The sequence below is a fragment of the Streptomyces sp. NPDC033174 genome, assembly GCF_055577795.1.
Window position 1 is genome coordinate 319,659 of the sequence record NZ_JBVIPQ010000008.1, and the last position, 24,809, is coordinate 344,467.

The 24,809-nt window shown below is 71.2% G+C and carries 25 protein-coding genes; 12 read left to right on the top strand and 13 right to left on the bottom strand.

Going from position 1 to position 24,809, the window contains the following annotated elements; genetic code table 11:
• Nucleotides 1–63 precede the first annotated feature (63 nt).
• Both ACZ5VC_RS25810 and ACZ5VC_RS25815 read left to right on the top strand, forming a co-directional pair.
• Entirely contained in the window at nucleotides 64–1,470 is a 1,407-nt protein-coding gene (locus ACZ5VC_RS25810) for a metallophosphoesterase (RefSeq protein ID WP_469122377.1), read from the top strand.
• A gap of 149 nt (nucleotides 1,471–1,619) precedes the next feature.
• Complete coding sequence (locus ACZ5VC_RS25815) at nucleotides 1,620–3,173, top strand: ABC transporter substrate-binding protein (protein ID WP_469122378.1); 1,554 nt, start codon at nucleotides 1,620–1,622, stop codon at nucleotides 3,171–3,173.
• A 33-nt stretch (nucleotides 3,174–3,206) separates the two neighbouring features.
• Here the strand turns inward: ACZ5VC_RS25815 and ACZ5VC_RS25820 are convergent, their stop codons facing one another.
• From ACZ5VC_RS25820 to ACZ5VC_RS25835, 4 genes are all read right to left on the bottom strand, one after another.
• Nucleotides 3,207–4,007 (bottom strand): TetR/AcrR family transcriptional regulator, encoded by an 801-nt coding sequence (locus tag ACZ5VC_RS25820; RefSeq protein ID WP_469122379.1) that lies wholly within the window; start codon nucleotides 4,005–4,007, stop codon nucleotides 3,207–3,209.
• Between the two features lie 11 nt (nucleotides 4,008–4,018).
• Nucleotides 4,019–4,420, bottom strand: a complete 402-nt coding sequence (locus ACZ5VC_RS25825; protein ID WP_469122380.1) for a thiol-disulfide oxidoreductase DCC family protein — start codon at nucleotides 4,418–4,420, stop codon at nucleotides 4,019–4,021.
• A 7-nt stretch (nucleotides 4,421–4,427) separates the two neighbouring features.
• Entirely contained in the window at nucleotides 4,428–4,862 is a 435-nt protein-coding gene (locus tag ACZ5VC_RS25830; RefSeq protein WP_469122381.1) for a hypothetical protein, read from the bottom strand.
• Between the two features lie 147 nt (nucleotides 4,863–5,009).
• Nucleotides 5,010–6,251: an MFS transporter gene (locus tag ACZ5VC_RS25835; protein WP_469122382.1), complete on the bottom strand. Its 1,242-nt coding sequence runs from the start codon at nucleotides 6,249–6,251 to the stop codon at nucleotides 5,010–5,012.
• Between the two features lie 135 nt (nucleotides 6,252–6,386).
• Between ACZ5VC_RS25835 and ACZ5VC_RS25840 the strand changes: the two genes are divergently transcribed.
• A complete protein-coding gene (locus ACZ5VC_RS25840) occupies nucleotides 6,387–6,920 on the top strand; it encodes a MarR family winged helix-turn-helix transcriptional regulator (RefSeq protein ID WP_468708149.1) in 534 nt (177 codons plus the stop codon).
• Here ACZ5VC_RS25840 and ACZ5VC_RS25845 read toward each other — a convergent pair.
• From ACZ5VC_RS25845 to ACZ5VC_RS25875, 7 genes are all read right to left on the bottom strand, one after another.
• Nucleotides 6,917–8,059: a serine hydrolase domain-containing protein gene (locus ACZ5VC_RS25845; RefSeq protein ID WP_469122383.1), complete on the bottom strand. Its 1,143-nt coding sequence runs from the start codon at nucleotides 8,057–8,059 to the stop codon at nucleotides 6,917–6,919. The genes ACZ5VC_RS25840 and ACZ5VC_RS25845 overlap by 4 nt on opposite strands.
• Before the next feature lie 81 nt (nucleotides 8,060–8,140).
• Nucleotides 8,141–8,644 (bottom strand): hypothetical protein, encoded by a 504-nt coding sequence (locus tag ACZ5VC_RS25850; RefSeq protein ID WP_469122384.1) that lies wholly within the window; start codon nucleotides 8,642–8,644, stop codon nucleotides 8,141–8,143.
• A 142-nt stretch (nucleotides 8,645–8,786) separates the two neighbouring features.
• On the bottom strand, nucleotides 8,787–9,545 hold the full coding sequence (locus ACZ5VC_RS25855; RefSeq protein ID WP_468708144.1) for a succinate dehydrogenase iron-sulfur subunit: 759 nt from the start codon (nucleotides 9,543–9,545) through the stop codon (nucleotides 8,787–8,789).
• On the bottom strand, nucleotides 9,545–11,299 hold the full coding sequence (gene sdhA / locus ACZ5VC_RS25860) for a succinate dehydrogenase flavoprotein subunit (protein WP_469122385.1): 1,755 nt from the start codon (nucleotides 11,297–11,299) through the stop codon (nucleotides 9,545–9,547). The genes ACZ5VC_RS25855 and sdhA overlap by 1 nt, the downstream gene beginning before the upstream one ends.
• Before the next feature lie 22 nt (nucleotides 11,300–11,321).
• Nucleotides 11,322–11,795, bottom strand: a complete 474-nt coding sequence (locus ACZ5VC_RS25865) for a succinate dehydrogenase hydrophobic membrane anchor subunit (protein ID WP_469122386.1) — start codon at nucleotides 11,793–11,795, stop codon at nucleotides 11,322–11,324.
• An 8-nt stretch (nucleotides 11,796–11,803) separates the two neighbouring features.
• A complete protein-coding gene (sdhC, locus tag ACZ5VC_RS25870) occupies nucleotides 11,804–12,184 on the bottom strand; it encodes a succinate dehydrogenase, cytochrome b556 subunit (RefSeq protein ID WP_469122387.1) in 381 nt (126 codons plus the stop codon).
• A gap of 147 nt (nucleotides 12,185–12,331) precedes the next feature.
• Complete coding sequence (locus tag ACZ5VC_RS25875; RefSeq protein ID WP_469122388.1) at nucleotides 12,332–12,985, bottom strand: 2-oxo-4-hydroxy-4-carboxy-5-ureidoimidazoline decarboxylase; 654 nt, start codon at nucleotides 12,983–12,985, stop codon at nucleotides 12,332–12,334.
• 185 nt (nucleotides 12,986–13,170) lie between these two features.
• Here ACZ5VC_RS25875 and ACZ5VC_RS25880 point away from each other — a divergent pair, with 185 nt between their 5' ends.
• From ACZ5VC_RS25880 to ACZ5VC_RS25905, 6 genes are all read left to right on the top strand, one after another.
• On the top strand, nucleotides 13,171–14,805 hold the full coding sequence (locus ACZ5VC_RS25880; protein ID WP_469122389.1) for a beta-N-acetylhexosaminidase: 1,635 nt from the start codon (nucleotides 13,171–13,173) through the stop codon (nucleotides 14,803–14,805).
• An 88-nt stretch (nucleotides 14,806–14,893) separates the two neighbouring features.
• Nucleotides 14,894–15,553: a DUF4328 domain-containing protein gene (locus ACZ5VC_RS25885; protein ID WP_469122390.1), complete on the top strand. Its 660-nt coding sequence runs from the start codon at nucleotides 14,894–14,896 to the stop codon at nucleotides 15,551–15,553.
• Between the two features lie 69 nt (nucleotides 15,554–15,622).
• Nucleotides 15,623–16,186, top strand: a complete 564-nt coding sequence (locus tag ACZ5VC_RS25890; RefSeq protein ID WP_468708134.1) for a hypothetical protein — start codon at nucleotides 15,623–15,625, stop codon at nucleotides 16,184–16,186.
• A gap of 103 nt (nucleotides 16,187–16,289) precedes the next feature.
• Nucleotides 16,290–16,910: a hypothetical protein gene (locus tag ACZ5VC_RS25895; RefSeq protein ID WP_469122391.1), complete on the top strand. Its 621-nt coding sequence runs from the start codon at nucleotides 16,290–16,292 to the stop codon at nucleotides 16,908–16,910.
• Nucleotides 16,911–17,216: 306 nt separating this feature from the next.
• Nucleotides 17,217–17,930 carry an RNA polymerase sigma factor gene (locus tag ACZ5VC_RS25900; protein WP_469122442.1) on the top strand — a complete coding sequence of 238 codons (714 nt, stop codon included), beginning with the start codon at nucleotides 17,217–17,219 and terminating at the stop codon, nucleotides 17,928–17,930.
• Nucleotides 17,930–18,907: a hypothetical protein gene (locus tag ACZ5VC_RS25905; protein WP_469122392.1), complete on the top strand. Its 978-nt coding sequence runs from the start codon at nucleotides 17,930–17,932 to the stop codon at nucleotides 18,905–18,907. The genes ACZ5VC_RS25900 and ACZ5VC_RS25905 overlap by 1 nt, the downstream gene beginning before the upstream one ends.
• A gap of 207 nt (nucleotides 18,908–19,114) precedes the next feature.
• On the opposite strand, the gene ACZ5VC_RS25910 is transcribed toward ACZ5VC_RS25905, so the two are convergent.
• A complete protein-coding gene (locus tag ACZ5VC_RS25910) occupies nucleotides 19,115–19,954 on the bottom strand; it encodes a L,D-transpeptidase family protein (protein ID WP_469122393.1) in 840 nt (279 codons plus the stop codon).
• Between the two features lie 251 nt (nucleotides 19,955–20,205).
• On the opposite strand from ACZ5VC_RS25910, the gene ACZ5VC_RS25915 reads away from it, so the two are divergent.
• The 3 genes from ACZ5VC_RS25915 (at nucleotide 20,206) to ACZ5VC_RS25925 (ending at nucleotide 23,359) form a co-directional block, all read left to right on the top strand.
• Complete coding sequence (locus tag ACZ5VC_RS25915) at nucleotides 20,206–21,786, top strand: acyl-CoA mutase large subunit family protein (RefSeq protein ID WP_469122394.1); 1,581 nt, start codon at nucleotides 20,206–20,208, stop codon at nucleotides 21,784–21,786.
• A 70-nt stretch (nucleotides 21,787–21,856) separates the two neighbouring features.
• Entirely contained in the window at nucleotides 21,857–22,510 is a 654-nt protein-coding gene (gene leuE, locus ACZ5VC_RS25920; RefSeq protein WP_469122395.1) for a leucine efflux protein LeuE, read from the top strand.
• Between the two features lie 36 nt (nucleotides 22,511–22,546).
• Complete coding sequence (locus ACZ5VC_RS25925) at nucleotides 22,547–23,359, top strand: MerR family transcriptional regulator (protein ID WP_469122396.1); 813 nt, start codon at nucleotides 22,547–22,549, stop codon at nucleotides 23,357–23,359.
• Here ACZ5VC_RS25925 and ACZ5VC_RS25930 read toward each other — a convergent pair.
• Nucleotides 23,349–24,788, bottom strand: a complete 1,440-nt coding sequence (locus ACZ5VC_RS25930; RefSeq protein ID WP_469122397.1) for an FAD-dependent monooxygenase — start codon at nucleotides 24,786–24,788, stop codon at nucleotides 23,349–23,351. The genes ACZ5VC_RS25925 and ACZ5VC_RS25930 overlap by 11 nt on opposite strands.
• Nucleotides 24,789–24,809: the final 21 nt, after the last annotated feature.

Genomic DNA, 24,809 nt, shown 5'->3' on the forward strand with positions numbered 1-24,809 from the left:
GTTTCGTCGGACGGCCGTGGGCGGCCGGGGCACAGCGGATACGGGTGAGGGGCTGTCGGGTTCGTGTTGATCTTTCTGCTCGTACTGGTCGTGGTGGTGGCCCTGCTCGTCGGGGTCCACTGGTATGTCTGGCGCCGACTTGTCCGTGATGTGACGGTACGCGGGAGCGCGGCGCGGCGCGCGGGGACGGCGGCCGCTTTCGTCCTTCCGCTGCTGGCCGTCGCCGCGCCCGTATCGGCCCGAGTCGGGGCGCCGTTCTGGCTCCAGCGAGTGGTGTCCTGGCCGGGGTACCTGTGGCTGGCGCTGCTGCTGTACGTGGTCCTGGCCCTGGTGGTCGGGGAGGCCGTACGCCCGCTGCTGCGCCGGTGGCTGGAGCGGCGGGCCGCCTCCTCCGCCGTCACCTCGCCCGCGCCAGAAACCGCTGAGGCCCCCGTCCCCCGAACGGCGGACACCCCCGCGGCGGCCACGACCACCGACACCGCCGGTGGGTCCGGCACCGCCGTCGCGACCGCCGCCCCGGCCGACGCCGATACCGGCACCGGCACCGGCACCGCCGTCGCGACCGCCGCCCCGGCCGACGCCGATACCGGCACCGGCACCGGCACCGACAACGGCCCGACCGCCGAGGAGGCTGCCCGCCCCGCCCTGTCCCGCCGCCTTTTCGTCGGCCGGGTCGTCGGGGGCGCGGCCGCGGCCGCCGCCGCCGGGACCGTGTCGTACGGCACCTACGGCGTCCTGCGCGGCCCGCGCGTGAAGCGGGTCACCGTGCCCCTCGCCAAGCTGGGCCGGGCGTCCCACGGGTACCGCATCGCCGTCGTCAGCGACATCCACCTCGGGCCGATCCTCGGCCGCGCCCACACCCAGCGGATCGTCGACACGATCAACGCCACCCAGCCCGACCTGATCGCCGTCGTCGGCGACCTCGTCGACGGCAGTGTGGAGAACCTCGGCCCGGCCGCCGAGCCGCTCGCCCGGCTGAGAGCCCGCCACGGGTCGTTCTTCGTCACCGGCAACCACGAGTACTTCTCCGGCGCGGACGCCTGGGTCGACCACGTACGGGAGCTGGGCCTGCGCCCCCTGCGCAACGACCGGGTCGAGCTCGCCGGCTTCGACCTCGCGGGCGTGGACGACGTGGCGGGCGAGAGCGAGGGCAAGGGCCCCGACTTCGCCCGCGCGCTCGGTGACCGGGACCGGACGCGCGCCGCCGTGCTCCTCGCCCACCAGCCCGTCGTCATCCACGACGCCGTACGCCACGGGGTCGACCTCCAGCTGTCCGGCCACACCCACGGCGGCCAGCTGTGGCCCGGCAACCTCGTCGCCGACCTGGCCAATCCGACCCTCGCGGGCCTGGAGCGGTACGGCGACACCCAGCTGTACGTGTCGAGGGGCGCGGGCGCCTGGGGGCCGCCGGTGCGGGTCGGGGCGCCGTCCGACATCACCGTCGTGGAGCTCGCCTCACGCCGGGCGTAGCACCCGTACCGCCCGGATCCGGGTCCGCACTCCGTGGAATTTCCGGAGACATATGGCCGTGAGGTGAAGATTTTCTCTTCCCCCTGTGAAATCCGTGTGGTTGGGTGACGCCATCGCGGCAGGGGTGGCGTGAAGGGAAACACGGCGAAATGCGGTCTGTCCGTTTTCGGATAGTGATCACGTGCGGGGTACTACTGGCGGCCGGAACGGGGGGCTGGCAACTGCTGCCCTCCGACGGGGTGCGGACGGACCCGATCACGGTCGGCACCACCGACGAGGTGACGTCACTGGACCCGGCGGGGGCGTACGACTCGGGATCCTGGGCGATGTACAGCAACGTCTACCAGTCGCTGCTGACCTTCAGGCCGGGCTCCACGACGCCCGTCCCGGACGCGGCCAGCGGCTGCAAGTTCACCGGGCTGCAACTCCGGACGTACCGCTGCGAGCTGCGGGACGACCTGGCCTTCGCGGGCGGCCGCCCGATCACCGCCGAGGACGTCAAGTACTCCTTCGACCGGATGATGAGCATCAAGACGGACGTCGGCCCGCAGCCGCTGTTCCCGACGCTCACCTCCGTCGTCGCCGAGGGCAGGACGGTCACCTTCCACCTCAGCGCCCGGGACGCGACGTTCCCGCAGAAGGTCGCGACCGGCGCGGGTTCGATCGTCGACCGCACCCAGTACCCGCGCAACAGGCTGCGCCAGGGCGCGGCCGTGGACGGCTCGGGGCCGTATCTCCTCAAGGAGTACAAGCCCGGGGTCAGCGCCCGACTGGAGCCCAACCCGCGCTACCGGGGCGCGGTCACCACGGCCGGGCGGCCGGTGATCGTCCGGTACTTCAAGGAGTCCGAGGAGCTCGCCGGCGCGTGGCGGGACCACGTGGTCGACGTCACGCACCGGCAGATGCCCCCGCGGGCGCTGGCCACCCTGGACCGCAGCGCCGACGGGCTGCGGCTCACCGAGGCGGAGAGCGCCGAGACACGGAACCTCAACTTCAATGTGAGGAAGGGGTCGGTGATGTCGCAGAAGGCCGTCCGCAAGGCGGTCGCCGCCGTCGTCGACCGGCCCAAGATCGCGACGGGCGCGTACCACGGCACCGTCGCGCCTCTCTACTCGCTCATCCCGCAGGGGTTCATCGGCCACAGCACCGCCTTCTTCGACGCCTATCCGGCGCCGGACCCGAAGAGGGCCGAGGAGCTGCTCAAGGACGCCGATGTCGGCACGCCGGTGAAGTTCACCCTGGCCCACCGCAAGGACGTCACATACGCGATGGAGGCGGCGGAGCTGAAGCGGCAGCTGGAGGAGACCGGGCTCTTCGAGGTCGAGGTCGTCGAGGCCGAGTGGAAGGACTTCCAGAAGGGATACGCGGGCGGGGCGTACGACGCCTACACGGTGGGCTGGCTCCCCGACTTCCCCGACTCCGACAGCTTCACCGCGCCGCTCGTCGGCACCGACAACACCCTCCACAACGGCTATTCGAGCCGGCGCGTCGACCAGCTCATCGCCGCGACGCAGCAGTTCAGCGAGCGCGGCCGGACAGCCGCCGACTTCAGGTCCCTCCAGCGGGAGATCGCCCAGGACGTTCCGCTGGTTCCGTTGTGGCAGAAGAAGGACTACGTACTGAGCAGCGCGGACGTCGCCGGCTCGCAGTATCTGACGGACGGCACCGGCATCTGGCGGCTGTGGGAGCTCAGCTGGATCTGAGCGGTCCCCGGCGGGACCGGTTCGCGGCGCACACTAGGCGTCCTTGTCCGAGCCCTTCTTCGCCGCGGAGCGCTTGGGCATCCCGGACGCCGCCATGCCCGCCGCCGTGGGCATGAAATCCCGGAGCAGCTCGTGCGTCTCCTTGACGAGGGGACGCAGCAGCCGGAAGCGGGAGAGGGAGATCGCGCGGGCGGTGACCGGGGCGAGCCGGTCGACCAGGCGACGGCTGTTGGCGCAGCCCTCGGACCGGTCGTACACCCAGAAGAGCACCAGACCCATCTGCTGGAGCCACAGCAACTGCGGGAGCGGCTCGGCCAGTTCGGGGTCGACCTTCACGGAGGCCCCGGCGATCACCCGGCGGTGGACCTCGATCGCGGCCTCGCGCGGTCCCTCCGAATCGGGGGAGAAGGGGCTGAGCGGGCTGTCCGGGTCGGCGGCGTTCTTGAAGAACTGGGCAGCGAACTCGTGGTACGGCTCGGCGATGTCCAGCCAGCCGAGGAGGACCCCGCGGATCCGTGCCGTGAGGTCCTTCTCGTCGCTGTCGAGGATGCCCGAGACGGCCGCCTGGTGCTCCTCGGCGATCCGGTCGTAGAACCCCTGGACCAGGTGTTCCTTGGAGGAGAAGTAGTAGTACGCGTTGCCGACCGAGACCCCGGCCTCCTGGGCGATGGCCCGCATGGTCGTCTTGTCGTAGCCGCGCTCCTTGAAGAGCCGGAGCGCGGTTTCGAGGATGAGCGTGCGGGTCTGCTCGCTCTTGGGGGCCTTCGCGGCCTTCCCGGCCTCGGCGGGCTTCGTCTCCGTGGCTGTCGCCCCGGCGGGCTTCTCTTCCTTCACGGTGTCCGAGCCTAACCGGGCGCGCCGGGGGCTCCGCACCGCCCGTCGCCGCAGTCCGGCGCCGTCGCCGCCCGCCACTTCGCGGCGGCGAGGAACGCGGCGCGGGCGAAGGGCGCTCCGGCGGGGGTGGCCAGCCAGTGGGCCCTGGGCCGGTGTTCGGCCAGCGCCCACAGGCAGACGATCCAGGCGGAGGTGGAGCGGTAGATCTGGCCGGCGTCTGCGATCACCGTGACCTCCGCCAGGGTGGCCTCGTGGTCGAGGCCGGGGAAGCGCCGCCGCGCCTCCTGCGATCCGGCCGGGACCAGATCGAGCGGGACGAGCTGCCGTTGCCGCAGGAGCCAGTGGCGCACGTGCACGCACAGCGCGCACTGGGCGTCGTACAGCACGGTCAGGCGTCGTACGGGCGTGGGCACGGCGGTCTCACGAGCCCGTGGCGGGTGTGGCCCAGGGGCCCTTGCCGGTCGGGCCCGTCCAGCCCTGCGGCGGCACCGGCGGGACCTGTTCGCGCTCCATGACGCCGCGCCGGCGGATCTTGTTGAGGACGTAGACGTTGCCGAGGTGCATCACGCCGAGGACGAGCAGCACCACTCCGAGCTTCACCGAGAGCGCCTCGAAGAGTCCCCGGGCGTCCCGCACGGTGTCTTCCTGGTTGAGGTAGAGGGCGACGAAGCCGAAGTTGACCAGGTAGAAGCCGACCACCAGCAGGTGGTTCACGGCCTCCGCCAGCTTCTCGTTCCCGTGCAGGACGTCGGCGAGGAAGAGCTTTCCGTTCCGGCTGAGCGTCCGGGCCACCCAGATGGTGAGGGCCACGCTGATGAGCAGGTAGACGACATACGCGACGACAGTGAGGTCCATGCCCCACCCTCCCTTGAACGCGTTCAAAAGGCTGACGTCGTTGACTGTAGACCCTCCTTTGAACGTGTTCAAGTCGCGCCGGTCGGCGCCGGGAAAGCGGGAGCGCGGTCCCGAACTCGCCTCCGTCGTCCGTGGAGTGACGCTCTCTCACGACATCGCCGCTGAACGGTCCTCACACGGGGCGGCCTTCACTGGACGCCCGCCCCGGCCGAAGCGGCGGACGCCCGGGACGAGCGCCGTCGCCAGGCAGCAGCCGGCCACGAGCACGGCGGCCGCCGTCAGGGGCACTTCGGCGCCCCAGGCGGCAGCTGCGGCCGGGCCGAGGGCGTATCCGAGAGGCATGGCGGCGAGGGACAGCAGCCAGTCGTAGGAAGTCACACGGGCCAGGGCGTGTGCCGGGACGGCCTGCTGGACGGCGGTCTCCCAGACGGGGGAGAGGAAGCCGAGGCCGGCCTGGGCGACGCCGTACGACGCGATGGTCAGCGGCGCGGGGGCGGACGCGGCCAGCAGGAGGAGGGGCAGGGCGTACAGCGCGAGGCCGAGGTTGGCCATGAGGACCGGTCGCTTCGGGCGCAACCGGCTCGCGAGGAGAGAGCCGGCGAGCAGGCCGACCGCGCCGGTCTGGAGGAGGGCCACCCAGGCGCCCTCGCCGCCGAGCCGGGCCAGGGCGATGGCCGGGCCGAGGGTCATCAGCACGGCAGCGGCGCCGTTCCACGCTGCGTGGCCGATCAGGCTCGTCCAGTACCAGTCGCGGTCGCGGACCTCCCGCCAGCCCTCCTTGAGATCGGCGAGGAGCGAGCGCCGGGGGATCGGTACGTGTTCGACCCGCAGGACGGCGAGCAGCGCGGCGGAGACGGCGAAGCTCAGCGCGTCCAGGACGAAGGCCCAGCCGGGGCCCGCGGTGAACACCAGCAGACCGGCGAGCGCCGGGCCGCCGAGTCGGCTCGCACTGGTGGCGACGCCCATCGCGGCATGGGCGCGTTGCAGCCCGTCGTCGGCCACGACGCCCTTGACCAGCGGGGAGGCGGTCGGCATCGCGAACGCTCCCGCCGCGCCGCCGACCGCCTCGGCCGTCGCGATCACCCAGAGCGTCGGGCCGCCCCCGAGTAGCTGCGCGGCGACCAGGAGTTGACTCGCGCACCGTACGAGATCGGTGGTGAGCGCGATCGTGCGGGCGTTGAACCGGTCGCCCACCACCCCGCCGAGAGGCAGGAGGAGCAGCTTGGGGACCATCGCGCAGGCGAGGACGAGCGCGAGCGCGGACGTCGAACCGGTGGCCCGGTGGACGGCGAGGGCGAGCGCGGCGGGGACGACGGCGTCGCCGAGCAGCGAGAGCGAGCGGCCGGCGAAGAGCAGCTGGAACCGGCGGGAGCGGAGGGGGTGTGACATGGGGAGAAAAGTATTTCGTCTCCGAATATTTCGTCAATGAAGTATTCGGTGCCGAAGTACTGGAGGGTCGCGGGGCCCTCCCGGACGGGTCAGTGTCATGCCCTCCGCCCCGCCCGCCGACGTACCATCGGTCCCATGGACACCGAAGGCGGCCCGAGGGACTGGACCGACGGACATGTGGCGCGCTGGAAGCCGGTCCTGCCCGACCTCGACCCCGAGGTCGAGGGCGCCGTCACCCGGATGAAGAAGCTCTCCGTCCATCTGCGCCGGGTCCGTGAGCAGTCGCTCGTCGACTTCGACCTGGAGCGCCACGAGTTCGACACGCTCCACAAGCTCGCCGGCCGTGGCGGCAGCGCCGCTCCCTCCGAGCTCTCCATCGACCTCGACCTCGCGCCCGCCTCGGTCACCGGCCGCCTCGACGCCCTCGAACGCCGGGGCTTCGTCCGCCGCACCCAGGCCACCCATGACCGCCGCCGGGTCGTCGTGGAGCTCACCGAGTCCGGCCGGGCCACCTGGCTGGGTGCGATGGACGTCCTCGGGCACGAGGAGTACCGGCTGCTCGGCGTCCTCGACCCGGACGAGCGCCGGCTGCTCAACGACATGCTGCGCCGCGTCATGCTCCTCGCCGAACAGCCGGGCGGCCCGGGCGGCGGCCACGCCCCGGTCTAGAAGGCGGCGTTGGCGATGCTCATGACGCGATCCATCTCCGAGCGCTCACCGGTCCCCGGCGCGCGCCCGGTCGGGTTCATCGAGTAGACGAGCACCCGGTCCAGATCACGCGTGGCGAAGACACCGCTCGTATAGCCCCCGTACGAACCGGTCTTGCCCCAGACCACCACGCCGTTGTCCAGCTCCGCGCGCATCAGCCCGCCCTTGCTCCAGCGCGCGCCCGGCACCGCCGGCACCTCGAACAGTGCCTTCTGCTGGGCGGGCGCCAGGAGACGGCCGCGCATCAGCGCGGTGTGGAAACGGCGCAGGTCGGGAGCGTTGGAGATCATGCCGCCCTCCGCCCACGGCCAGGGGCTCGTCGCCTCGGACATGTCCGTGAGCTCGGTGGCGTCGGGGGTCCTCGCGACGGCGGCCCGCGCGAACGGCGCGGGCATGGAGCGGTCGTCGGCGTCCGGCAGCGAGGTGTCCCGCAGCCCCAGCGGGCGCAGCAGGCGTGCCTGAAGCTCGCGCCCGTACGGGCGGCCGGTCACCTTCTCGATCATCAATCCAGTGATGAAGTAGTTGATGCCGTTGTACTGGGCGCTCTCGCCCGGCGTGCTCGGCCTGCTGCACCCCAGCGCGTCGGCGACCACCTTCCGCGGCGGCCCCTCCACCACGCACGAGGGCTGCGGAATGCCGCTGGTGTGGCTCAGCAGCTGTTCCAGCGTGATGTCGTGCTCGTACGCGTCCGGGAGCACCCCCGGCAGTACCCCGCGCACGGTGGAGTCCATGCGCAGCCGCCCCTCGCCGACGAGTTGGAGGGCGATGGTCGAGGTGAAGAGCTTGGTGATGCTGCCGATCCTGACGTGCGCGTCCGCGGACGGGACGGAAGGTCCCGCCGTCCCGGTCCAGCGCCCGTCCCGTCCGCTCACCTGGACCAGGGCGCCGGTCACGATCCGGTCGGGCATCCCGCCGATCGAGGCGCGCAGCGCCGCGCCGTCCAGCGGGGTGTGGTGCCGGCCCACAGCCGCCGGGGCGGGGGCCGCGGGCGCGGCGGCGGCGGGCACCGTGGCACCGACGACCCCGACGACCCCGACGAGCGCGGCCCCGATGGCCGGCAGGACGGCCCAACGTGCCGTGTACTTCCGCGAGTTCCTCATGAAGAGAAGCCTGTCGCCGAAGGATCACGACATCATCGGGGATCACCCCGGGGTGACCCTGGGGCGCCCCTGTGACAACCCTCAGATGCTCAGCGAGCGCGCGACGTTGACCTGACCCATGACCCAGTGGATGGTGTCGGGGCCCGTCGCCGGAACCATTGTCGAGTGGTGGCGCCCGCCACTGGTCACCGTCACCTGGATGAAGCCCGTCGTCGTCTTCTCCTTCATCAGGAGGAAGAGCAGCCCCAGCAGGCACAGCAGGAAGAAGATGATCGCCAGCACGATGGCGACCGTCGGAATCTTCTCCTCCGTACGGGACATGTCAGTGGCGTTCCACACCGCGCCCTTGAGCGGCATCGTCCCGGCCGGCGTGATGATCGAGTCACCCATGACCGTGATGTCACCGAGGGACAGCAGGGGCGCTCCGCCGCCCGCGGGCGCCGGGAACTGCCCCGGCAGAGTCGGCGGCTGCTGTGGATACCCGTATCCCTGCGCGGGGTTGGGGTACCCGTAACCAGGGGTCCCCGGCGGCTGGTCGGGCCCCCACCTGTACTCCCCGTCCGCGTACGGGTTCGGCTCGCTCATCTTTCCCCGATCTCCGATCTCCGGCCTCCAGGAACGCGAAGGCCCGCTCCTGCACGGTGAGCGTACAGAAACGGGCCTTCGGCCGTGCGACCGGTCGGAAACGACGCGTGGCCGGATCCGACGGAGGGTCAGCAGGTGGTGATCAGTAGCGACGCGTGATCAGCGCGCGCTTGACCTCCTGGATCGCCTTGGTGACCTCGATACCGCGCGGACAGGCGTCCGTGCAGTTGAACGTGGTGCGGCAACGCCACACGCCGTCCTTGTCGTTGAGGATCTCCAGACGCTGCTCACCGGCCTCGTCACGCGAGTCGAAGATGAAGCGGTGCGCGTTGACGATCGCCGCCGGGCCGAAGTACTGCCCGTCGTTCCAGAAGACCGGGCAGGACGACGTGCACGCGGCGCACAGGATGCACTTGGTGGTGTCGTCGAAGCGCTCGCGGTCCTCGGCGGACTGCAGACGCTCGCGCGTCGGCTCGTTGCCCTTGGTGACCAGGAACGGCATGACGTCGCGGTACGCCTGGAAGAACGGCTCCATGTCGACCACGAGGTCCTTGAGGACCGTGAGGCCCTTTATGGCCTCGACCGTGATCGGCTTCTCCGGGTTGATGTCCTTGATCAGCGTCTTGCAGGCGAGCCTGTTCTTGCCGTTGATCCGCATCGCGTCGGAGCCGCAGATGCCGTGCGCGCAGGAGCGGCGGAAGGTCAGCGTGCCGTCGACGTCCCACTTGATCTTGTGAAGGGCGTCGAGCACCCGCTCCTTCGGGTCGATCTCGATCTGGAAGTCCTCCCAGACCGCCGCGTCCGAGACCTCGGGGTTGTAGCGGCGGATCCGGAGGGTGACCGTGATGTACGGAGAGGCGGCGGAATCGGCCTCGACCTTGTCCAGTACGGGGGTAGCCATCAGTACTTACGCTCCATCGGCTGGTAGCGGGTCTGGACGACCGGCTTGTAGTCGAGACGGACGGTCTCGGAGCCGTCGTCGCCGACCTCGCGGTACGCCATGGTGTGGCGCATGAAGTTGACGTCGTCGCGGTTCGGGAAGTCCTCGCGGTAGTGACCGCCGCGGGACTCCTTGCGGGCGAGCGCCGAGACGGCCATGACCTCGGCCAGGTCGAGCAGGTTGCCCAGCTCGATGGCCTCCAGCAAGTCCGTGTTGAAGCGCTTGCCCTTGTCCTGGACGGACACGTTCAGGTAGCGCTCGCGCAGCTCGGCGATCTTCTCGACGGCCGTCTTGATGGTCTGCTCGGTACGGAACACCATCACATTGGCGTCCATCGTCTCCTGCAGCTCGCGGCGCAGCTCGGCGACCCGCTCCGAGCCGGTGGAGTTGCGCAGCCGCTCGACCTGCTCCTCGACGAACGACGCCGGGTTCTCCGGCAGCTCGACGAAGTCGGCCTTGGCCGAGTACTCGGCGGCGGCGATACCGGCGCGCTTGCCGAAGACGTTGATGTCGAGCAGCGAGTTGGTGCCCAGACGGTTGGCGCCGTGCACCGACACGCACGCGACCTCACCGGCGGCGTACAGACCCGGAACGACCGTCGTGTTGTCCCGGAGGACCTCACCCTGGACGTTGGTCGGGATGCCGCCCATGGCGTAGTGCGCGGTCGGCTGGATCGGGATCGGGTCCGTGTAGGGCTCGATGCCGAGGTACGTACGCGCGAACTCGGTGATGTCCGGGAGCTTGGCGTCGAGCTGCTCCGGCGGAAGGTGCGTGAGGTCGAGGTAGACGTGGTCGCCCTCGGGACCGCAGCCGCGGCCCTCACGGATCTCCGTGTAGATGGAGCGCGAGACGACGTCACGGGACGCGAGGTCCTTCATGACCGGCGCGTACTTCTCCATGAAGCGCTCGCCGTCCTTGTTGCGGAGGATGCCGCCCTCACCGCGGGCGCCCTCCGTCAGCAGGATGCCCATGCGCCAGATGCCCGTCGGGTGGAACTGGAAGAACTCCATGTCCTCCAGCGGCAGACCGCGCCGGTAGCAGGCCGCCTGGCCGTCACCGGTGAGGGTGTGCGCGTTGGAGGTCACCTTGAAGAACTTGCCGGTGCCGCCGGACGCGTAGATCACGGCCTTGGCCTGGAAGATGTGGATCTCGCCAGTGGCCAGCTCGTACGCGACCACACCCGCCGACTTCTTGACGCCGTCGACCTCGGTGATCAGCTGGTCGAGGACGTAGAACTCGTTGAAGAACTCCACACCCTCCTTGACGCAGTTCTGGTAAAGCGTCTGGAGGATCATGTGACCGGTGCGGTCCGCGGCGTAGCAGGACCGGCGGACCGGCGCCTCGCCGTGGTTGCGCGAGTGGCCGCCGAAGCGGCGCTGGTCGATGGTGCCGTTCGGGGTCCGGTTGAACGGCAGGCCCATCTTCTCCAGGTCGAGGACGGCGTCGATGGCCTCCTTCGCCAGGATCTCGGCGGCGTCCTGGTCGACCAGGTAGTCACCGCCCTTGACCGTGTCGAAGGTGTGCCACTCCCAGTTGTCCTCCTCCACGTTGGCCAGCGCGGCGGCCATGCCGCCCTGCGCGGCGCCCGTGTGGGAGCGGGTGGGGTAGAGCTTCGTGAGCACGGCGGTGCGGCTGCGCTTCGTGGCCTCGATGGCGGCGCGCATACCGGCGCCACCGGCGCCGACGATGACGGTGTCGTACTTGTGGATCTTCATGGTGGTTGCCTCAGCCCCGTGCCTAGCGGATGTTCGGGTCGAAGGTGAAGATCACCAGCGTGCCCAGAAGGATGGTGAACACCGTGGCGGTGTACAGCAGGCCCTTGAGCCACAGGCGCGTGTTGGCCCGCTCCGCGTAGTCGTTGATGACCGTACGGAGGCCGTTCGCGCCGTGCAGCATGGCCAGCCACAGCATCAGCAGGTCCCAGGTCTGCCAGAACGGCGAGGCCCAGCGGCCGGCCACGAAGGCGAAGCCGATCTTGGAGACGCCGCCGTCGATGACGAGCTGGATGAGCAGGTGGCCGATGACCAGGACGACGAGCACGACGCCGGAGAGGCGCATGAAGAGCCACGCGGCCATCTCGAAGTTGCCACGCGTCGACTTCGGGGTCTTCCCGGTGCGCTTGCGCGGTGCCTCGATGTAGGGCGCGGGGTTGTCCACGTCGTAGTGCGAGCCCTCGACGGGGCCGATCGCGGAAGAGGTGTCGGTAGACATGTCTGGCGTCAGCTCCCGAAGAGTACGCGTGCGGCGTGACCGAGGACGGGGTAGACGGCGCAGGCCATCAGCACGATCCAGGTGATCATGACGCCCCAGAGCATCTGCTTCTGGTAGCGCGTGCCCTTGGACCAGAAGTCCACGGCGATGACACGCAGCCCGTTGAGCGCGTGGAAGAGGATTGCGGCCACGAGGCCGTACTCCAGCAGCGCGACGAGCGGCGTCTTGTACGTGGCGACGACATCGTCATAGGCCTCGGGGGAGACCCGGACGAGAGCGGTGTCCAGCACGTGTACGAACAGGAAGAAGAAGATGAGGACGCCGGTGACTCGATGAGCCACCCAACTCCACATTCCTTCCCGGCCGCGGTACAGCGTTCCAGCCGGCACGGAAAAACCCTCCGGGAGCGGGGATCAGGGTCGGCCGGCTTCTCTGTCGGTCTGACCCGGCCGGGTACGGTCCACCGGCCCCGGTCATCGTAGCGACGAGATGTCGGTTCCCTCGCCCGGGGTCCGTAGGTGTGATCAAACAGGCAATCAAACAGGCACGGACGGGCTACCCGGGTGACCTGCTGACCGGCCCGGACCGGCGGTTTCGGGCTCTTCGGACACTCCGCCCGATTCGGCGACGAGATGGGCGAGCCGGGCGCGCGCGAGGCGGCGCAGCTCGTCGGCGGCCACGGCGCGCTCCTCATCCGGTTCGTGCGAGAGCCGGGAGCGGATTCCGGCGAGCACCTGATCGAGGTGCTCCTCGGGCCGGTGGCCGTCGAGGCTGATCACGAAAGCGTGCCCGAAACTGCTCTCGTACGCCGCGTGGGCGGCCCGCAGGGCGGTCAGCGCGGCCGGGGGAGTGCCGGGCAGCGGGGCGGCGGACGTCTCGTCGGCCAGGGCCTCGTCGAGGTCGGCGGCGGAGAGGTCGTAACTGGCCTCGTCGGCGGCGGCGAGCAGCGCGTCGAGGGTGGGGTAGGGCCGGTGGGCCGCCAGCCGCTGGGCCCAGCGGTGACTGCCGCAGCAGGCGAGCAGCGCGGCCTCGGTGGCCTGGGCGGGCGCCGTGTTGAAGCGGTCCAGGCCGGCGCCGTGCGGAGTACCGCGGCTCTGCGCGGGTATGGCCGCGGAGGCGGCGCTTCCGGTCGGGGGACCGGAGGCGTGACCGGCGTGGGATGCGCTGGACAGCGTGAGCTCCTCCGCCAAGCGGCTGGGAAGGGTGGGGTGGATGTGTCACAACGCTATCGGCGGGTCGGGGGAGCTGTCCGACGGATGCGCGATTTTCACCCGGAAGGGAGAGTTTCGGTCCCCGGGATGGACGTTCACCTGCGGATTCTAAACGCATATGGCCGGTTGGTCATACTCCATCCGATAAGGGAGCATTTCGAGTGATGCGGACCTTCAGGGATTCCCGGCACGGACGCCTGGGCGGCGCGACCGCCACGGCGGCCGCGCTGCTCGCCGTCTCCGTGACCGGCTGCGGGAGCGGCTCGGACGGCACGGGCGGTGCCCGCAGCCCGGGCGCCGTGACCTCGAGCCCGCCCCTCTCGTCGGCCCCCGCCTCCTCCACTCCTCCGCCGTCCCCCACCCGCACCTATCCGCTCTCCCTGGCGCCGCGCACGGTCCCCTCCGTGCGCTCGCACGTAGCGGCCCGGGGCCCGGGCTGGCGGCCCCTGCCCGGCAGCGCCGTCGTCGTCGCCGAGGGAAGCGAGGCCCTCGCCGACGAGGCGCGGCTGCTCGCCGGAGAGCTCAAGGCGGAGTACAAGGGCACCGCCCCCGTCCGCGCGGGCGACATCCAGCTGGCCCTCGCCCCCTCGGGAGGCGGGCCCGCCGAGTCGTACGCCCTCACCACCCGCGACGGGCGCGTCCGGATCACCGGCCCCGACGAGGCCGGTGTCTTCTACGGCACGAGGACCGTGAAGCAGTCCCTGCTCTCCGGCCGGATCGTCCCCGAGGGTGTCGTCAACGACCGTCCCGACCGGCCGCAGCGCGGGCTGAACCTCGACATCGCCCGCAAGCACTTCACCGCGGGCTGGATCGAGGCGCGGCTGCGGGAGATGGCCGACCTGAAGCTCAACCAGCTGGGCCTGCACTTCTCCGACGACCAGGGGTTCCGCATCGCCTCCGACTCCCACCCCGAGGTCGTCTCCGCCCAGCACCTCACCAAGGCCGAGGTCCGCCGCATCCTCGCGCTCGCGCGGAGCCTCCACATCACCGTCGTGCCCGAGATCGACTCGCCGGGACACCTCGGAGCGGTCATGCGGGCGCACCCGCAGCTCCAGCTCCGCAACGCGCAGGGGACGCCCCGTCAGGGCGCCATCGACATATCCAAGCCCGAGGCGGCCCGGATCGTGGACGATCTGCTGCGCGAGTACGCGGGGCTGTTCCCCGGTGGCTGGTTCCACGTCGGCGCCGACGAGTACCAGGCGCTGACCGTGCGCGACCCGGCGGTCTCGTACCCGCAGCTGGCCGTGGCGGCCCGGCAGAAGTACGGGCCGCAGGCCCGGATCCAGGACCTGGCGGAGGGCTGGCTGAACGACCGCGCGGCCGTCGTCCGTGGCGCCGGCAAGAAGGCCAAGGCCTGGAACGACGGCTTCTTCCGGAACGGGGTCGTGACCGCCGACAAGGCCATCGAGGCCGAGTACTGGACCGGCAAGGAGATCGGCGCGCGGCCGCCGCTGGAGTATCTGCGCGAGGGCCGCAAGGTCGTGAACCTCAACGACGAGTACCTCTACTACGTCCTCGGCGAGCCCAACCAGTTCCGCTATCCGACCGGGCAGCGCATATACGAGCGGTGGACCCCTCTGGTCCTGCGCGGCACGCAGGCGGTCCCGCAGCGCTACTCGGGGCAGATACTCGGCGGCCGGTTCGCGGTCTGGTGCGACCTCGCCGATCGTCAGACGGCCGATCAGGTGGCGCGCGGCATACGGCTGCCGCTGGCGGCCGTGTCCCAGAAGCTGTGGGATCCGCGCAAACCGGCCCAGGGCTGGACGGCGTTCAGGGCTCTGGCGGAGAAGGTCGGCTAGGGCGGTACTGTTCCGCGTCGGCGGCCGGACGGCCGCGCCGGCGCCTCGGGGAGGGGCGCCGCTTCACCCATGGGGGGTCTGCCCGGCCATGCTCCGTAGTCCTGTCGGCCTGTCCTATGCCGTCGTGTCCCTGCTCGGCGCGTGCGCGCTGAGCGATCTGTTCATGATCGGCGGAGCCCTCCGTCTCCGCTCCCTGCTGTCCGGCACTCCGGAGGGCGACCCGTCCGTGATCTGGCTCGAGGACACGCTGACGAACGTGGTGACCACGGTGCAGGGGTCGGTGTTCCTGGTGACGGGCGTCGTCTTCATCGTCTGGTTCCACCGCGTCCGCAGGAACGCGGGCGTCTTCGCGCCCGATCTGCACCGGGGCGGGCCCGGCTGGGCGATCGGCGCCTGGCTGATCCCGATCGCCAACATCTGGCTGCCTCGCGGGGTCGCCGCCGACACCTGGCGGGCGAGCCGCCGCGACCCCTACGGCGACGGCAAGGAGGAACCCTTCACCCTCCTCAACCTGTGGTGGACGTTCTGGATCCTGTCGGTGTTCGCCGAGACCCTCGCGAGCGGCGCGGGTGACGACGCGGCGAAGTCGGCGGACTTCGAAGGGGCGGCCCTCGCGATGACGGCCTCGGCCGCAGTGGACATCGTCGCCGCGGCACTCGCGATCCTCTTCGTCCGGCGGCTCACGCGCATGCAGCGGGACAAGGGCGCCAGCGGCGCCGTGCGTGGTGGTTGGGTCACCACAGGGTGACGTAATCCGGCCACGCGGCGCAGTAAGAGGAAGTACGAGGAAGTACTGCGTCCGCGACGGGAGGCGTCCATGACGTCGGCAACGAGCCGAAGCCTGGTGGAACTGATCGCACAGGCGGATGAGCGTGGCCTCGCCGCCGCCGGGCTGGCCTGCCTGGACCGCTGCCTGCCCCTGCTCGACCCCGAGGCCGCCGAGGTGCTGCGGCCCGCGTGGGCGGCGGTGGCCCGCGGCGACGGCGAGGCCTGGAGCGAGGCGATCGCCAAGGCCCGTGCCGGGCTGGACGGCGGCGGGACGGACGAGCAGGCCGTTCTCGTACGGGACATGCTGGGCACGGCGCCCGCCGCGTGGGCCGGGGATCCGCTCAGGCAATGGGCGGACGCCTGCTCCGCCACCGCCCTCGGGCTCCACGCCCGCTTCGACGCCCGCGACGACGACGAGGAACTCGTGACGCGGTGCCGGTCCGGCGCGACGGAAGGCGCGGGCCCGCTGCTCGCCGGTGAGCTCCGCCGCCAGCAGGCCGTCCTGGAGACAGCGGCCCACGGCCCGACCGGTCTGCGCCGGGCCCGCGAACTCTCGACGGAAGGCCGCCGGGTGCTGCGCGCGGTGGTGTCGCGCAGGGCGCGGACCGCCTGACGCCCGCGTGGTGAAGAGCTTTCGACCTCATCCCGGGCCCCCCACGACCACGGCTTCTCGGCGGCCGCGTCGGCGCGACTCTACTGACGGTACGTTCAGTGCCATGACCACAGTCACCGCTGACGATGTTCAGCACGCCGTCCGCCTCAGCATCACCGCCCTGCGCCCAGCGGCGGCGGGCGACTGGGACGCCAGGGCCGGGTCCCTGGAATGGACGTGCTGGGAGACGGCCGAGCATCTCGCCGACGACCTCTTCGCGTACGCCGCCCAGTTGGGGCCGGAGGCACCGCCGCTCGACGGCGAGGTCCCCTTCCTGTGGGAGCCGAGGCGCCCGGGCGGTCCGGCCAATGTGACCTTCGCCGACCGGGCCGCGGGGGCCGCTGGGCTGCTGCGGGTTCTGGAGGCGTGCGGGGCGATGCTCACCGCCATGGTCCGGACGTCTCCGGAGGGGACGCGCGCCTATCACAGCTTCGGCATATCGGACCCGGCCGGATTCGCCGCGATGGGGATCGTCGAAACCCTCGTCCACACCCATGACATGGCCCAGGGGCTCGGTGTTCCGTGGACTCCGCCCGCCGGGCTCTGCGCTCTGGTGCTCGCCCGGCTCTTCCCGGACGCGCCGACGGACACGGACCCGTGGGCGACGCTGCTCTGGGCCACCGGCCGGGGAGAACTTCCCGGGCGGGAGCGGGTCACGTCGTGGCGGTGGTACGCGGAGGTGTGAGGGGCGGGCGCGCTCGGGACCGGGGTCGCGAGCCGTGGCGCAGTCGCCGTCAGAAGGACGACCGGGGCCGCCACCCCCCACAGGAGAGGCCCCGGTCGCCGTCCGACGGGGCCGCAGCACGGCCCCGTACTCCACTCAGCGCCGCGGATGCGTTTTCTGTCACACCGCACTGTGTCCGTGTGATGTTGCACGTTGTACAAAGTCCGGACAGACGTGGACGCGGCGCACGGCGAGGACGTAGCGTGCTGCTGCGCGCCGGGCGGCGCGGCGGTGGTGACCAGCCGCGATGACGGACAGGTTGTGGGAGTGCTGGGGGACGACGCGGAGCTGACGGCCGCCGTGCTCGCGGCGCAGGACGGGGACGAAGACGCCTTCCGTACTGTGTACCGCGCCGTGCACCCGCGGCTGCTCGGCTACATACGGACGCTGGTGGGCGAGGCGGACGCCGAGGACGTGGCGTCCGAGGCCTGGCTCCAGATAGCGCGGGACCTCGACCGGTTCGACGGCGACGCCGACCGCTTCCGCGGCTGGGCCGCGCGGATCGCCCGCAACCGCGCGCTCGATCACATACGCATGCGGGGCAGGCGCCCCGCCGCCGGCGGCGACGAGACGGAACTGAACGACAAGCCGGCCGAGTCCGACACCGCGGACGAGGCCCTGGAAGCCCTGGCCACCAGCCGCACCATGCATCTGATAGCCCAACTTCCGCAGGACCAGGCGGAGGCCGTCGTCCTGCGTGTCGTCGTCGGTCTCGACGCCAAGAGCGCCGCGCATACCCTGGGCAAGCGGCCCGGTGCCGTACGGACCGCGGCGCACCGCGGACTGAAGCGGCTGGCCGAGATGCTGGCCGTCGAAAGTGGCGCCGAGAGCGGCACCGGAGGCGCCGCCGCGGGCGGTTTGGGGACCGACGCCGAGGCCGCCGCGCTCGAAGCCGTACCCACGCAGCGCGGCCGACGGGCACGAGCCACCGCCCCCGGCGGTGTGACGCATTCGCGTGCGCGGACGCAGAAGGACATGTGATGGCCGACGAGCGGTACAGGTGGCTCGACAAGAAGGCGGCAGAGCGACTGCTGCGTGGCGAGTCCGTCGACCCCGTTGACGATCGCGCGAGAGGCCAGGCCGAACGGCTCGCCGAGGTGCTGGACTCCGCGCGCCCTGCTCCCCTCCCCTCCGACACGGACGGACTCCCCGGCGAGGAGGCCGCGCTGGCGGCGTTCCGGAAGGCAGCGGCCGAGCGTGGGGCCGGGACCTGGGCGGTGGGCGAGGAGCGCCCGGACCTGGGAGCGGTCCGTCTGACGCCGCCGCACCGGCGGGGCCGCTGGGCCCGCCCGCTGCGCTGGGGTCTCGCCGCCTCGCTCGCCGGGATCGCGGTCGGCGGTGTCGCCGTCGCCGCGGGCACGGGCGTGCTGCCGACGTTCGGCGACGACCGTGAGCCGCTGCCCGCCTCCTCGATGTCGGCCGAGGCCACGCCCGGGCCGCTCGAATCCCCGGCGCCGACCGGTGGTCCCCACTCGCGTACGCCCCACCCGCCGGCCATCACCGGTCAGTCGCCGTCGCCTTCGGCCGGCAGGACCATCGGCGGCGCCACCACCGGACACCCGACGAAGCCGGGAACCGACAGCACTCCGCGGACCCCGGACGCCGGCGGCGAGCTGCGCAAGAAGACCAAGGCTGCCTGCAAGGACTTCCGTGCGGGGCGCCTCGACGGCGACCGCCGCCGCTGGCTGAAGACCGCGGCGCGCGGCGAGACGCTCCAGCGCTTCTGTGACGGCGTGCTCGGCGACACGGAGGGCTCGGGCGACGGCAAGGACGACGGCCGCGGCGGCAAGGACGACGGCGGCAAGGACGGCGGTGACGGCGGGACCGGCGACGGCGGAGCCGTCCCGGCCGTCTCCTGGAAGCCGGTCCTGCCGCAGGCCCCCGCCGAGCCGCAGGTCCCGATCGACCCCCGAGTGCCGGCCCTCACGCCGTCACCCTCGACGGTTCCGGTCTTCTGAGGCTCTTCCCGCACGCCTCTGACCTGCGTGTTCACTCTTTTCCGTGCACGGTGTGACGTTTTTTCGCCCTGTGACGCAGTACTGAGTGAGCCGACTGGTCATCGGCCGCGCAGAGCCGGGGTTCCCCCCGTACCTTCGGCTCAGCGCATATGGCGCGGGCGGGACACGTTCCCCCGGTCCCGCCCGCGCCCCTTCTCCTTCAGGACCTCACCAGTGGACGACGACCTTGTCGCCGACCTTCACCTGGTCGAAGAGGGCCGAGATCCTGCCCCTGTCCCGGACGTTGACGCAGCCGTGCGAAGCGCCGTTGTAGCCGCGGGCGGCGAAGTCCGCGGAGTAGTGCACCGCCTGGCCGCCGCTGAAGAACATCGCGTACGGCATGGGCGTGTGGTAGATCGTCGAGACGTGGTCACGGCTCTTGGAGTTGACCTTGAACGTGCCCTCGCGGGTCGGGGTGTTCTCCGAGCCGAAGCGGACGTCCATCGACGAGACGACCTTGCCGTCGATCATCCAGGCCAGCGTCCGGCTCTCCTTGCTGATGCACAGCACGCGACCGGTCATGCAGCGCGGGTCGGGAGTGTCCAGCTTGTGGGTGGTCGGCGGCTTGAGCTCGTCGGCGGTCGGCTTGTGGGTCATCCCCAGCAGCCGCTGCCACGTCACCTCGTCCACCGAGCCGGTGGAGGGCAGCTCGCGCTTCTTCTGGAAGCCGGACACCGCCGAGGAGGTCATCGAGCCGTAGAAGGCGGTGGGGCTGCGGTGGAAGTAGCCGAGCTGGCGCAGCCGGGCCTGGAGCTCGCGGACCTGCTCGCTCTCCGAGCCCTCCGTCATCAGCACCTTGGCCTTCGGCTTCTCCTCGGTGGGCGACGCCGACGGCGAGGCGGAGCCGGAGGGCTTGTCGTCGGACGACGGGGCCGAGGAGGAAGGGGCGGCCGACGACGGTTCGGCGGTCGACGGCGCGGCGGACGAGGGAGCCGCGGACGGCGGCTCGGCGGAGCCCACGGCCTGGGCCTTGCAGCCGGTGGCCAGCGCGATCGCGGCGGCTGCCATGGCGGCTCTGAATATGACGGAATTACGGCGCATGATTGCCCCCCGGGACGACTGTGTACACGTATGGATGCTTCCCGCGCGTGCTTGGTTGCGCCCCGCGGCGCATGCTGGGCGGTGACCGGCTGATTAGACCCTTCCGGAAGCCTGTGAGCAAGGTCCCAGCGCGCGGCTCTCCACCCGTCGCACGGCCGCCGCTACAGTCCGTCGCGAGGGTCGTTACCAGCGAGTAGGTTCTATCGGGAGGCGCAGACATGTCGCGCGAGTCGGAGTCGGGACTGCCCATCGAACCGGTCTACGGACCGGAAGCCCTGGACGGGTGGGACCCCGACCGGAAGCTGGGCGAGCCGGGCTCGTACCCCTTCACCCGCGGTGTCTACCCCTCGATGTACACGGGCCGGCCCTGGACCATGCGGCAGTACGCCGGCTTCGGCACCGCCGTCGAGTCCAACGCCCGCTACAAGCAGCTCATCGCCAACGGCACCATGGGCCTGTCCGTCGCCTTCGACCTGCCCACACAGATGGGACACGACTCGGACGCGGCGATCGCCTCCGGTGAGGTCGGCAAGGTCGGTGTGGCCATCGACTCGCTCGACGACATGCGCGTCCTGTTCGGCGGGATCCCGCTGGACAAGGTCTCCACATCGATGACGATCAACGCCCCGGCCGCTCTGCTGCTGCTCCTCTACCAACTCGTCGGCGAGGAACAGGGTGTCCCGGCCGACCGGCTCACCGGCACCATCCAGAACGACGTGCTCAAGGAGTACATCGCGCGCGGCACGTACATCTTCCCGCCCAAGCCCTCGCTGCGGCTGATCGCCGACATCTTCAAGTACTGCAAGGCCGAGATCCCGAAGTGGAACACCATCTCGATCTCCGGCTACCACATGGCCGAGGCCGGTGCCTCGCCCGCGCAGGAGATCGCGTTCACCCTGGCCGACGGCATCGAGTACGTCCGTACGGCCGTCGCCGCGGGCATGGACGTCGACGACTTCGCGCCGCGCCTCTCCTTCTTCTTCGTGGCGCGCACCACGATCCTCGAAGAGGTCGCCAAGTTCCGTGCCGCCCGCCGGATCTGGGCCCGGGTGATGAAGGAGGAGTTCGGCGCGAAGAACCCCAAGTCGCAGATGCTCCGCTTCCACACCCAGACCGCCGGTGTGCAGCTCACCGCCCAGCAGCCCGAGGTCAACCTGGTCCGGGTCGCCGTCCAGGGCCTCGCGGCCGTCCTCGGCGGCACGCAGTCGCTGCACACCAACTCCTTCGACGAGGCCATCGCGCTCCCGACGGACAAGAGCGCCCGCCTGGCCCTGCGCACCCAGCAGGTGCTGGCGTACGAGACCGATGTCACCGCCACCGTCGACCCCTTCGCCGGGTCGTACGTGGTGGAGAAGATGACGGACGACGTGGAGGCGGCCGCGCTGGAGCTGATGACCAAGGTCGAGGACCTCGGCGGCGCGGTGAACGCCATCGAGCGGGGTTTCCAGAAGAGCGAGATCGAGCGGTCCGCCTACCGCATCGCCCAGGAGACGGACAGCGGTGAGCGCGTCGTGGTCGGCGTCAACCGCTACACCGTGGACGTGGAGGAGCCCTACGAGCCGCTGCGGGTGGACCCGGCGATCGAGGCGCAGCAGGCGGAGCGGCTGGCCAGGTTGCGCGCCGAGCGCGACCAGGCGGCGGTGGACGCGGCGCTCGCGGAGCTCAAGAAGGCCGCGGAGGGCACGGACAACGTGCTCTATCCGATGAAGGACGCGCTCAAGGCGCGGGCGACGGTCGGGGAGGTGTGCAACGCGCTGCGGGAGGTGTGGGGCACGTACGTCCCGTCCGACGCGTTCTGAGGCCTGTCCGGCCCGGCCCCGGGTCGCACATCACAGCGGAGTGTCGTACCCCCGTGCGACACTCCGTCTCATGCTGGGTGTCACCGATCTTCCGACCTATCTCGCGGGTCTCGTCCTCATCATCCTCCTTCCGGGGCCGAACTCGCTGTACGTCCTGTCCGTCGCCGCCCGCAAGGGCACCCGGACCGGATACCAGGCCGCGGCCGGCGTCTTCACCGGTGACACGGTCCTGATGACGCTGGCCGCGCTCGGCGCCGCCTCGCTGCTCCAGACCACGCCGCTGCTCTTCATGATCGTGAAATACGCGGGAGCGGGCTATCTGACCTGGATGGCAATCGGCATGCTGCGGGCCGCCCGGAGCATGTGGCGCACGCGAGGCGAGGCGCCGGCCGAGGAGTCCGAGCAGGTTCCGGCCGTCGCGGGGGAGAACCCGTACCGCCGCGCTCTGATCATCAGCCTCTTCAACCCGAAGGCGATCCTCTTCCTGATCTCCTTCTTCGTGCAGTTCGTGGACCCCGACTACGCCTACCCGGCCCTGTCCTTCCTGGTCCTCGGCACCCTGCTGCAGCTCGGCAGTTTCCTCTACCTCACGACCCTGATATTCGGCGGGACGCGGCTCGCCGCCGCGTTCCGGCGTCGCAGGCGGCTCTCGGCCGGGGCGACCACGGCCGCCGGCGCCCTCTTCCTCGGCTTCGCCGCCAAGCTCTCGCTGGCGGGCGCTTGACCCTCACACCGTGTGAGGCCGTGAGGTAAGAGCGTCATGTTCACCATCGGAGACTTCGCCAGACACGGCCGGGTGTCGGTCCGGATGCTGCGTCACTACGACGCCGTCGGGCTGCTGCGCCCCGCCCGTGTCGACCCGCACAGCGGCTACCGCTTCTACGAAGCCGGTCAGTTCGCCCGGCTCAACCGCGTCGTCGCGCTCAAGGATCTCGGCTTCACGCTGGATCAGGTGCGGTCGATCCTCGACGAGGAGCTCGGCGCCGACGAGCTGCGCGGGATGCTCCGGCTGCGCCGCGCCGAACTGGAAGCGGCGAGGGCGGCGGCCGCCGCCGGGCTGGCCCAGGTCGAGGCGAGACTCCGTGCGATCGAGAGCGAGGGACACATGTCCGCCACCGATGTCGTGCTCAAGAGCGTTCCTTCCGTCCGGCTGGCCCGGCTGAGCGGCAGCGCCGCGAGCTTCGGGCCGGCCGACGTCACCCCGGTGATCGGCCCGCTCTACGACGAGCTGTGCCGTCGGTTGGAGGCCGCCGGGGTGACCCCGGCCGGCCCCGGAGTCGCCACCTACGAGGACGCCCCCGGCGGCGGCGTCACCGTCCACGCCGGGCTGCAGGTCGGGGCCGACGCGGCGGGGGAGTTCGACGTCGTCGTCCTGCCCGGCATCGACCGGGCGGCCACCGTGATCCACCGGGGCCCCATGGACGACATCCTGCCGACGGCCCAGACGCTGGCCACCTGGATCGACACCCACGGCTACCGCTCGGCCGGATACGCCCGCGAGCTGTATCTGGAGTGCCCGGACGACACCAGCCGGTGGATCACCGAGCTCCAGGAGCCGGTCGTCACGGCCTGACCGCCGCGGTGAAACGGGCGAGGTAGTCGGCGAGTCCCCCGGCGTCCTCGCCCGCCCACCCGACATAGCCGTCCGGCCGGACCAGGAACAATCCCTTCCCGTACGACTCACACGCCTCGACGCGGTGCGTGAGCGCCACCTCGGGGTCGAGGTGCGGGAGTTCCGCGTCCGTCCCGACGGCCAGGAGCGTGAAGTGCGGCCCCCGGAAGAGGCCGAAGAGCCTGCCCCCGTCCGGCAGGCGCCCGTCCGGCGCCCGGTCGCCCGCCTCCAGGGCGCCGGCGGCGCCCTCGGCGAGCGGGCCGCCGCGATAGCCCAGGCCGAGCTGCCGGGTGGCCTCGCCCCGCTGCTCCTCGCCGCGGTGGATGCGTGTGGACAGGTCCAGCATCCCGGCGGCGACCGGCAGTCGCTCCTCCTCGTACGTGTCGAGAAGGGCCGGGTCCGCGCCGTGGCGCAGCACCTGGCCGAGCTTCCAGCCCAGGTTGTAGGCGTCCTGCACGCTGGTGTTGAGGCCCTGTCCGCCGGCCGGCGAGTGGACGTGGGCGGCGTCGCCCGCGAGGAAGACGCGGCCCGTGCGGAAGCGCTCGGCCATCGCGGCGCGTGGCCGGAACTCCGAGGACCAGCGGACCTCGGTGACGTCGTCGGCGTCCAGATGGGTGCCCGCGGCCACCACCGCCGGTACGTCCCGGTCGGTGGTCTGGGCGACCAGCTGGAAGTCGTCGGTGCCGGGCAGCGGGCACAGGGCCGCGTAACCGGACGCGCCGGACGCTCCCGGGAAGATGTGCCAGTGGTCGCGGTCGAGCGCTCCGGGTCGGAGCCGTACGTCCGCCACGATCATCGGAGCCGGGTCGACCGTCTCGCCGTGCATGGCGAGGCCGAGCAGGGAGCGGACGGTGGAGCGGCCACCGTCGGCGGCGACCGCGTAGGCGGCGCGAACGGACGCGCCGGTGGAGAGCTCGGCCGTGACGCCGTCCGCGTCCTGGGTCAGGCCGGTCAGGGCGGCGCCGAAGGCGACGCGGCCGCCCAGCTCGGTGAGGCGGTCGAACAGGATCTCCTGGGTGCGCCACTGCGGGATCAGCCAGGCCCGGCCGTACGGCTCCGACTCGGTGGCCTCGCCGCCGCCGAGCATGTCGTGCTCGCCCTGGCGTCGACCGTTCTCCCACACCATGCCGATGGGCGCGAAGCCGCCCGCCGCGAGCACGCGGTCGATGACCCCGAGGTCGTCGAAGACCTCCAGGGTGCGCGGCTGAAGCCCCTTGCCGCGCGAGCCGGGGAAGAGGCCCCCGGCCTTCTCGACGACGAGCGCGCGCACACCGCGCCGGGCCAGATCGGCGGCGAGGACGAGTCCGGTGGGGCCCGCGCCGACGATCAGGACGTCGACAGCTGAGGGCGTACCGCTCGGGCCGGTTTCCTTAACGTTGTTAAGTGCCATGTTCCGACCATGGCCTTAACG

Excerpts from the sequence above, each read along its gene's own strand:
- ACZ5VC_RS25815 (WP_469122378.1), top strand. The coding sequence starts at position 1,620 with ATGCGGTCTGTCCGTTTTCGGATAGTGATCACGTGCGGGGTACTACTG.
- ACZ5VC_RS25830 (WP_469122381.1), bottom strand. The coding sequence starts at position 4,862 with ATGGACCTCACTGTCGTCGCGTATGTCGTCTACCTGCTCATCAGCGTG.
- ACZ5VC_RS25835 (WP_469122382.1), bottom strand. The coding sequence starts at position 6,251 with ATGTCACACCCCCTCCGCTCCCGCCGGTTCCAGCTGCTCTTCGCCGGC.
- ACZ5VC_RS25840 (WP_468708149.1), top strand. The coding sequence starts at position 6,387 with ATGGACACCGAAGGCGGCCCGAGGGACTGGACCGACGGACATGTGGCG.
- ACZ5VC_RS25845 (WP_469122383.1), bottom strand. The coding sequence starts at position 8,059 with ATGAGGAACTCGCGGAAGTACACGGCACGTTGGGCCGTCCTGCCGGCC.
- ACZ5VC_RS25850 (WP_469122384.1), bottom strand. The coding sequence starts at position 8,644 with ATGAGCGAGCCGAACCCGTACGCGGACGGGGAGTACAGGTGGGGGCCC.
- ACZ5VC_RS25855 (WP_468708144.1), bottom strand. The coding sequence starts at position 9,545 with ATGGCTACCCCCGTACTGGACAAGGTCGAGGCCGATTCCGCCGCCTCT.
- sdhA (WP_469122385.1), bottom strand. The coding sequence starts at position 11,299 with ATGAAGATCCACAAGTACGACACCGTCATCGTCGGCGCCGGTGGCGCC.
- ACZ5VC_RS25865 (WP_469122386.1), bottom strand. The coding sequence starts at position 11,795 with ATGTCTACCGACACCTCTTCCGCGATCGGCCCCGTCGAGGGCTCGCAC.
- ACZ5VC_RS25880 (WP_469122389.1), top strand. The coding sequence starts at position 13,171 with ATGCGGACCTTCAGGGATTCCCGGCACGGACGCCTGGGCGGCGCGACC.
- ACZ5VC_RS25885 (WP_469122390.1), top strand. The coding sequence starts at position 14,894 with ATGCTCCGTAGTCCTGTCGGCCTGTCCTATGCCGTCGTGTCCCTGCTC.
- ACZ5VC_RS25890 (WP_468708134.1), top strand. The coding sequence starts at position 15,623 with ATGACGTCGGCAACGAGCCGAAGCCTGGTGGAACTGATCGCACAGGCG.
- ACZ5VC_RS25895 (WP_469122391.1), top strand. The coding sequence starts at position 16,290 with ATGACCACAGTCACCGCTGACGATGTTCAGCACGCCGTCCGCCTCAGC.
- ACZ5VC_RS25905 (WP_469122392.1), top strand. The coding sequence starts at position 17,930 with ATGGCCGACGAGCGGTACAGGTGGCTCGACAAGAAGGCGGCAGAGCGA.
- ACZ5VC_RS25910 (WP_469122393.1), bottom strand. The coding sequence starts at position 19,954 with ATGGCAGCCGCCGCGATCGCGCTGGCCACCGGCTGCAAGGCCCAGGCC.
- ACZ5VC_RS25915 (WP_469122394.1), top strand. The coding sequence starts at position 20,206 with ATGTCGCGCGAGTCGGAGTCGGGACTGCCCATCGAACCGGTCTACGGA.
- leuE (WP_469122395.1), top strand. The coding sequence starts at position 21,857 with ATGCTGGGTGTCACCGATCTTCCGACCTATCTCGCGGGTCTCGTCCTC.
- ACZ5VC_RS25925 (WP_469122396.1), top strand. The coding sequence starts at position 22,547 with ATGTTCACCATCGGAGACTTCGCCAGACACGGCCGGGTGTCGGTCCGG.
- ACZ5VC_RS25930 (WP_469122397.1), bottom strand. The coding sequence starts at position 24,788 with ATGGCACTTAACAACGTTAAGGAAACCGGCCCGAGCGGTACGCCCTCA.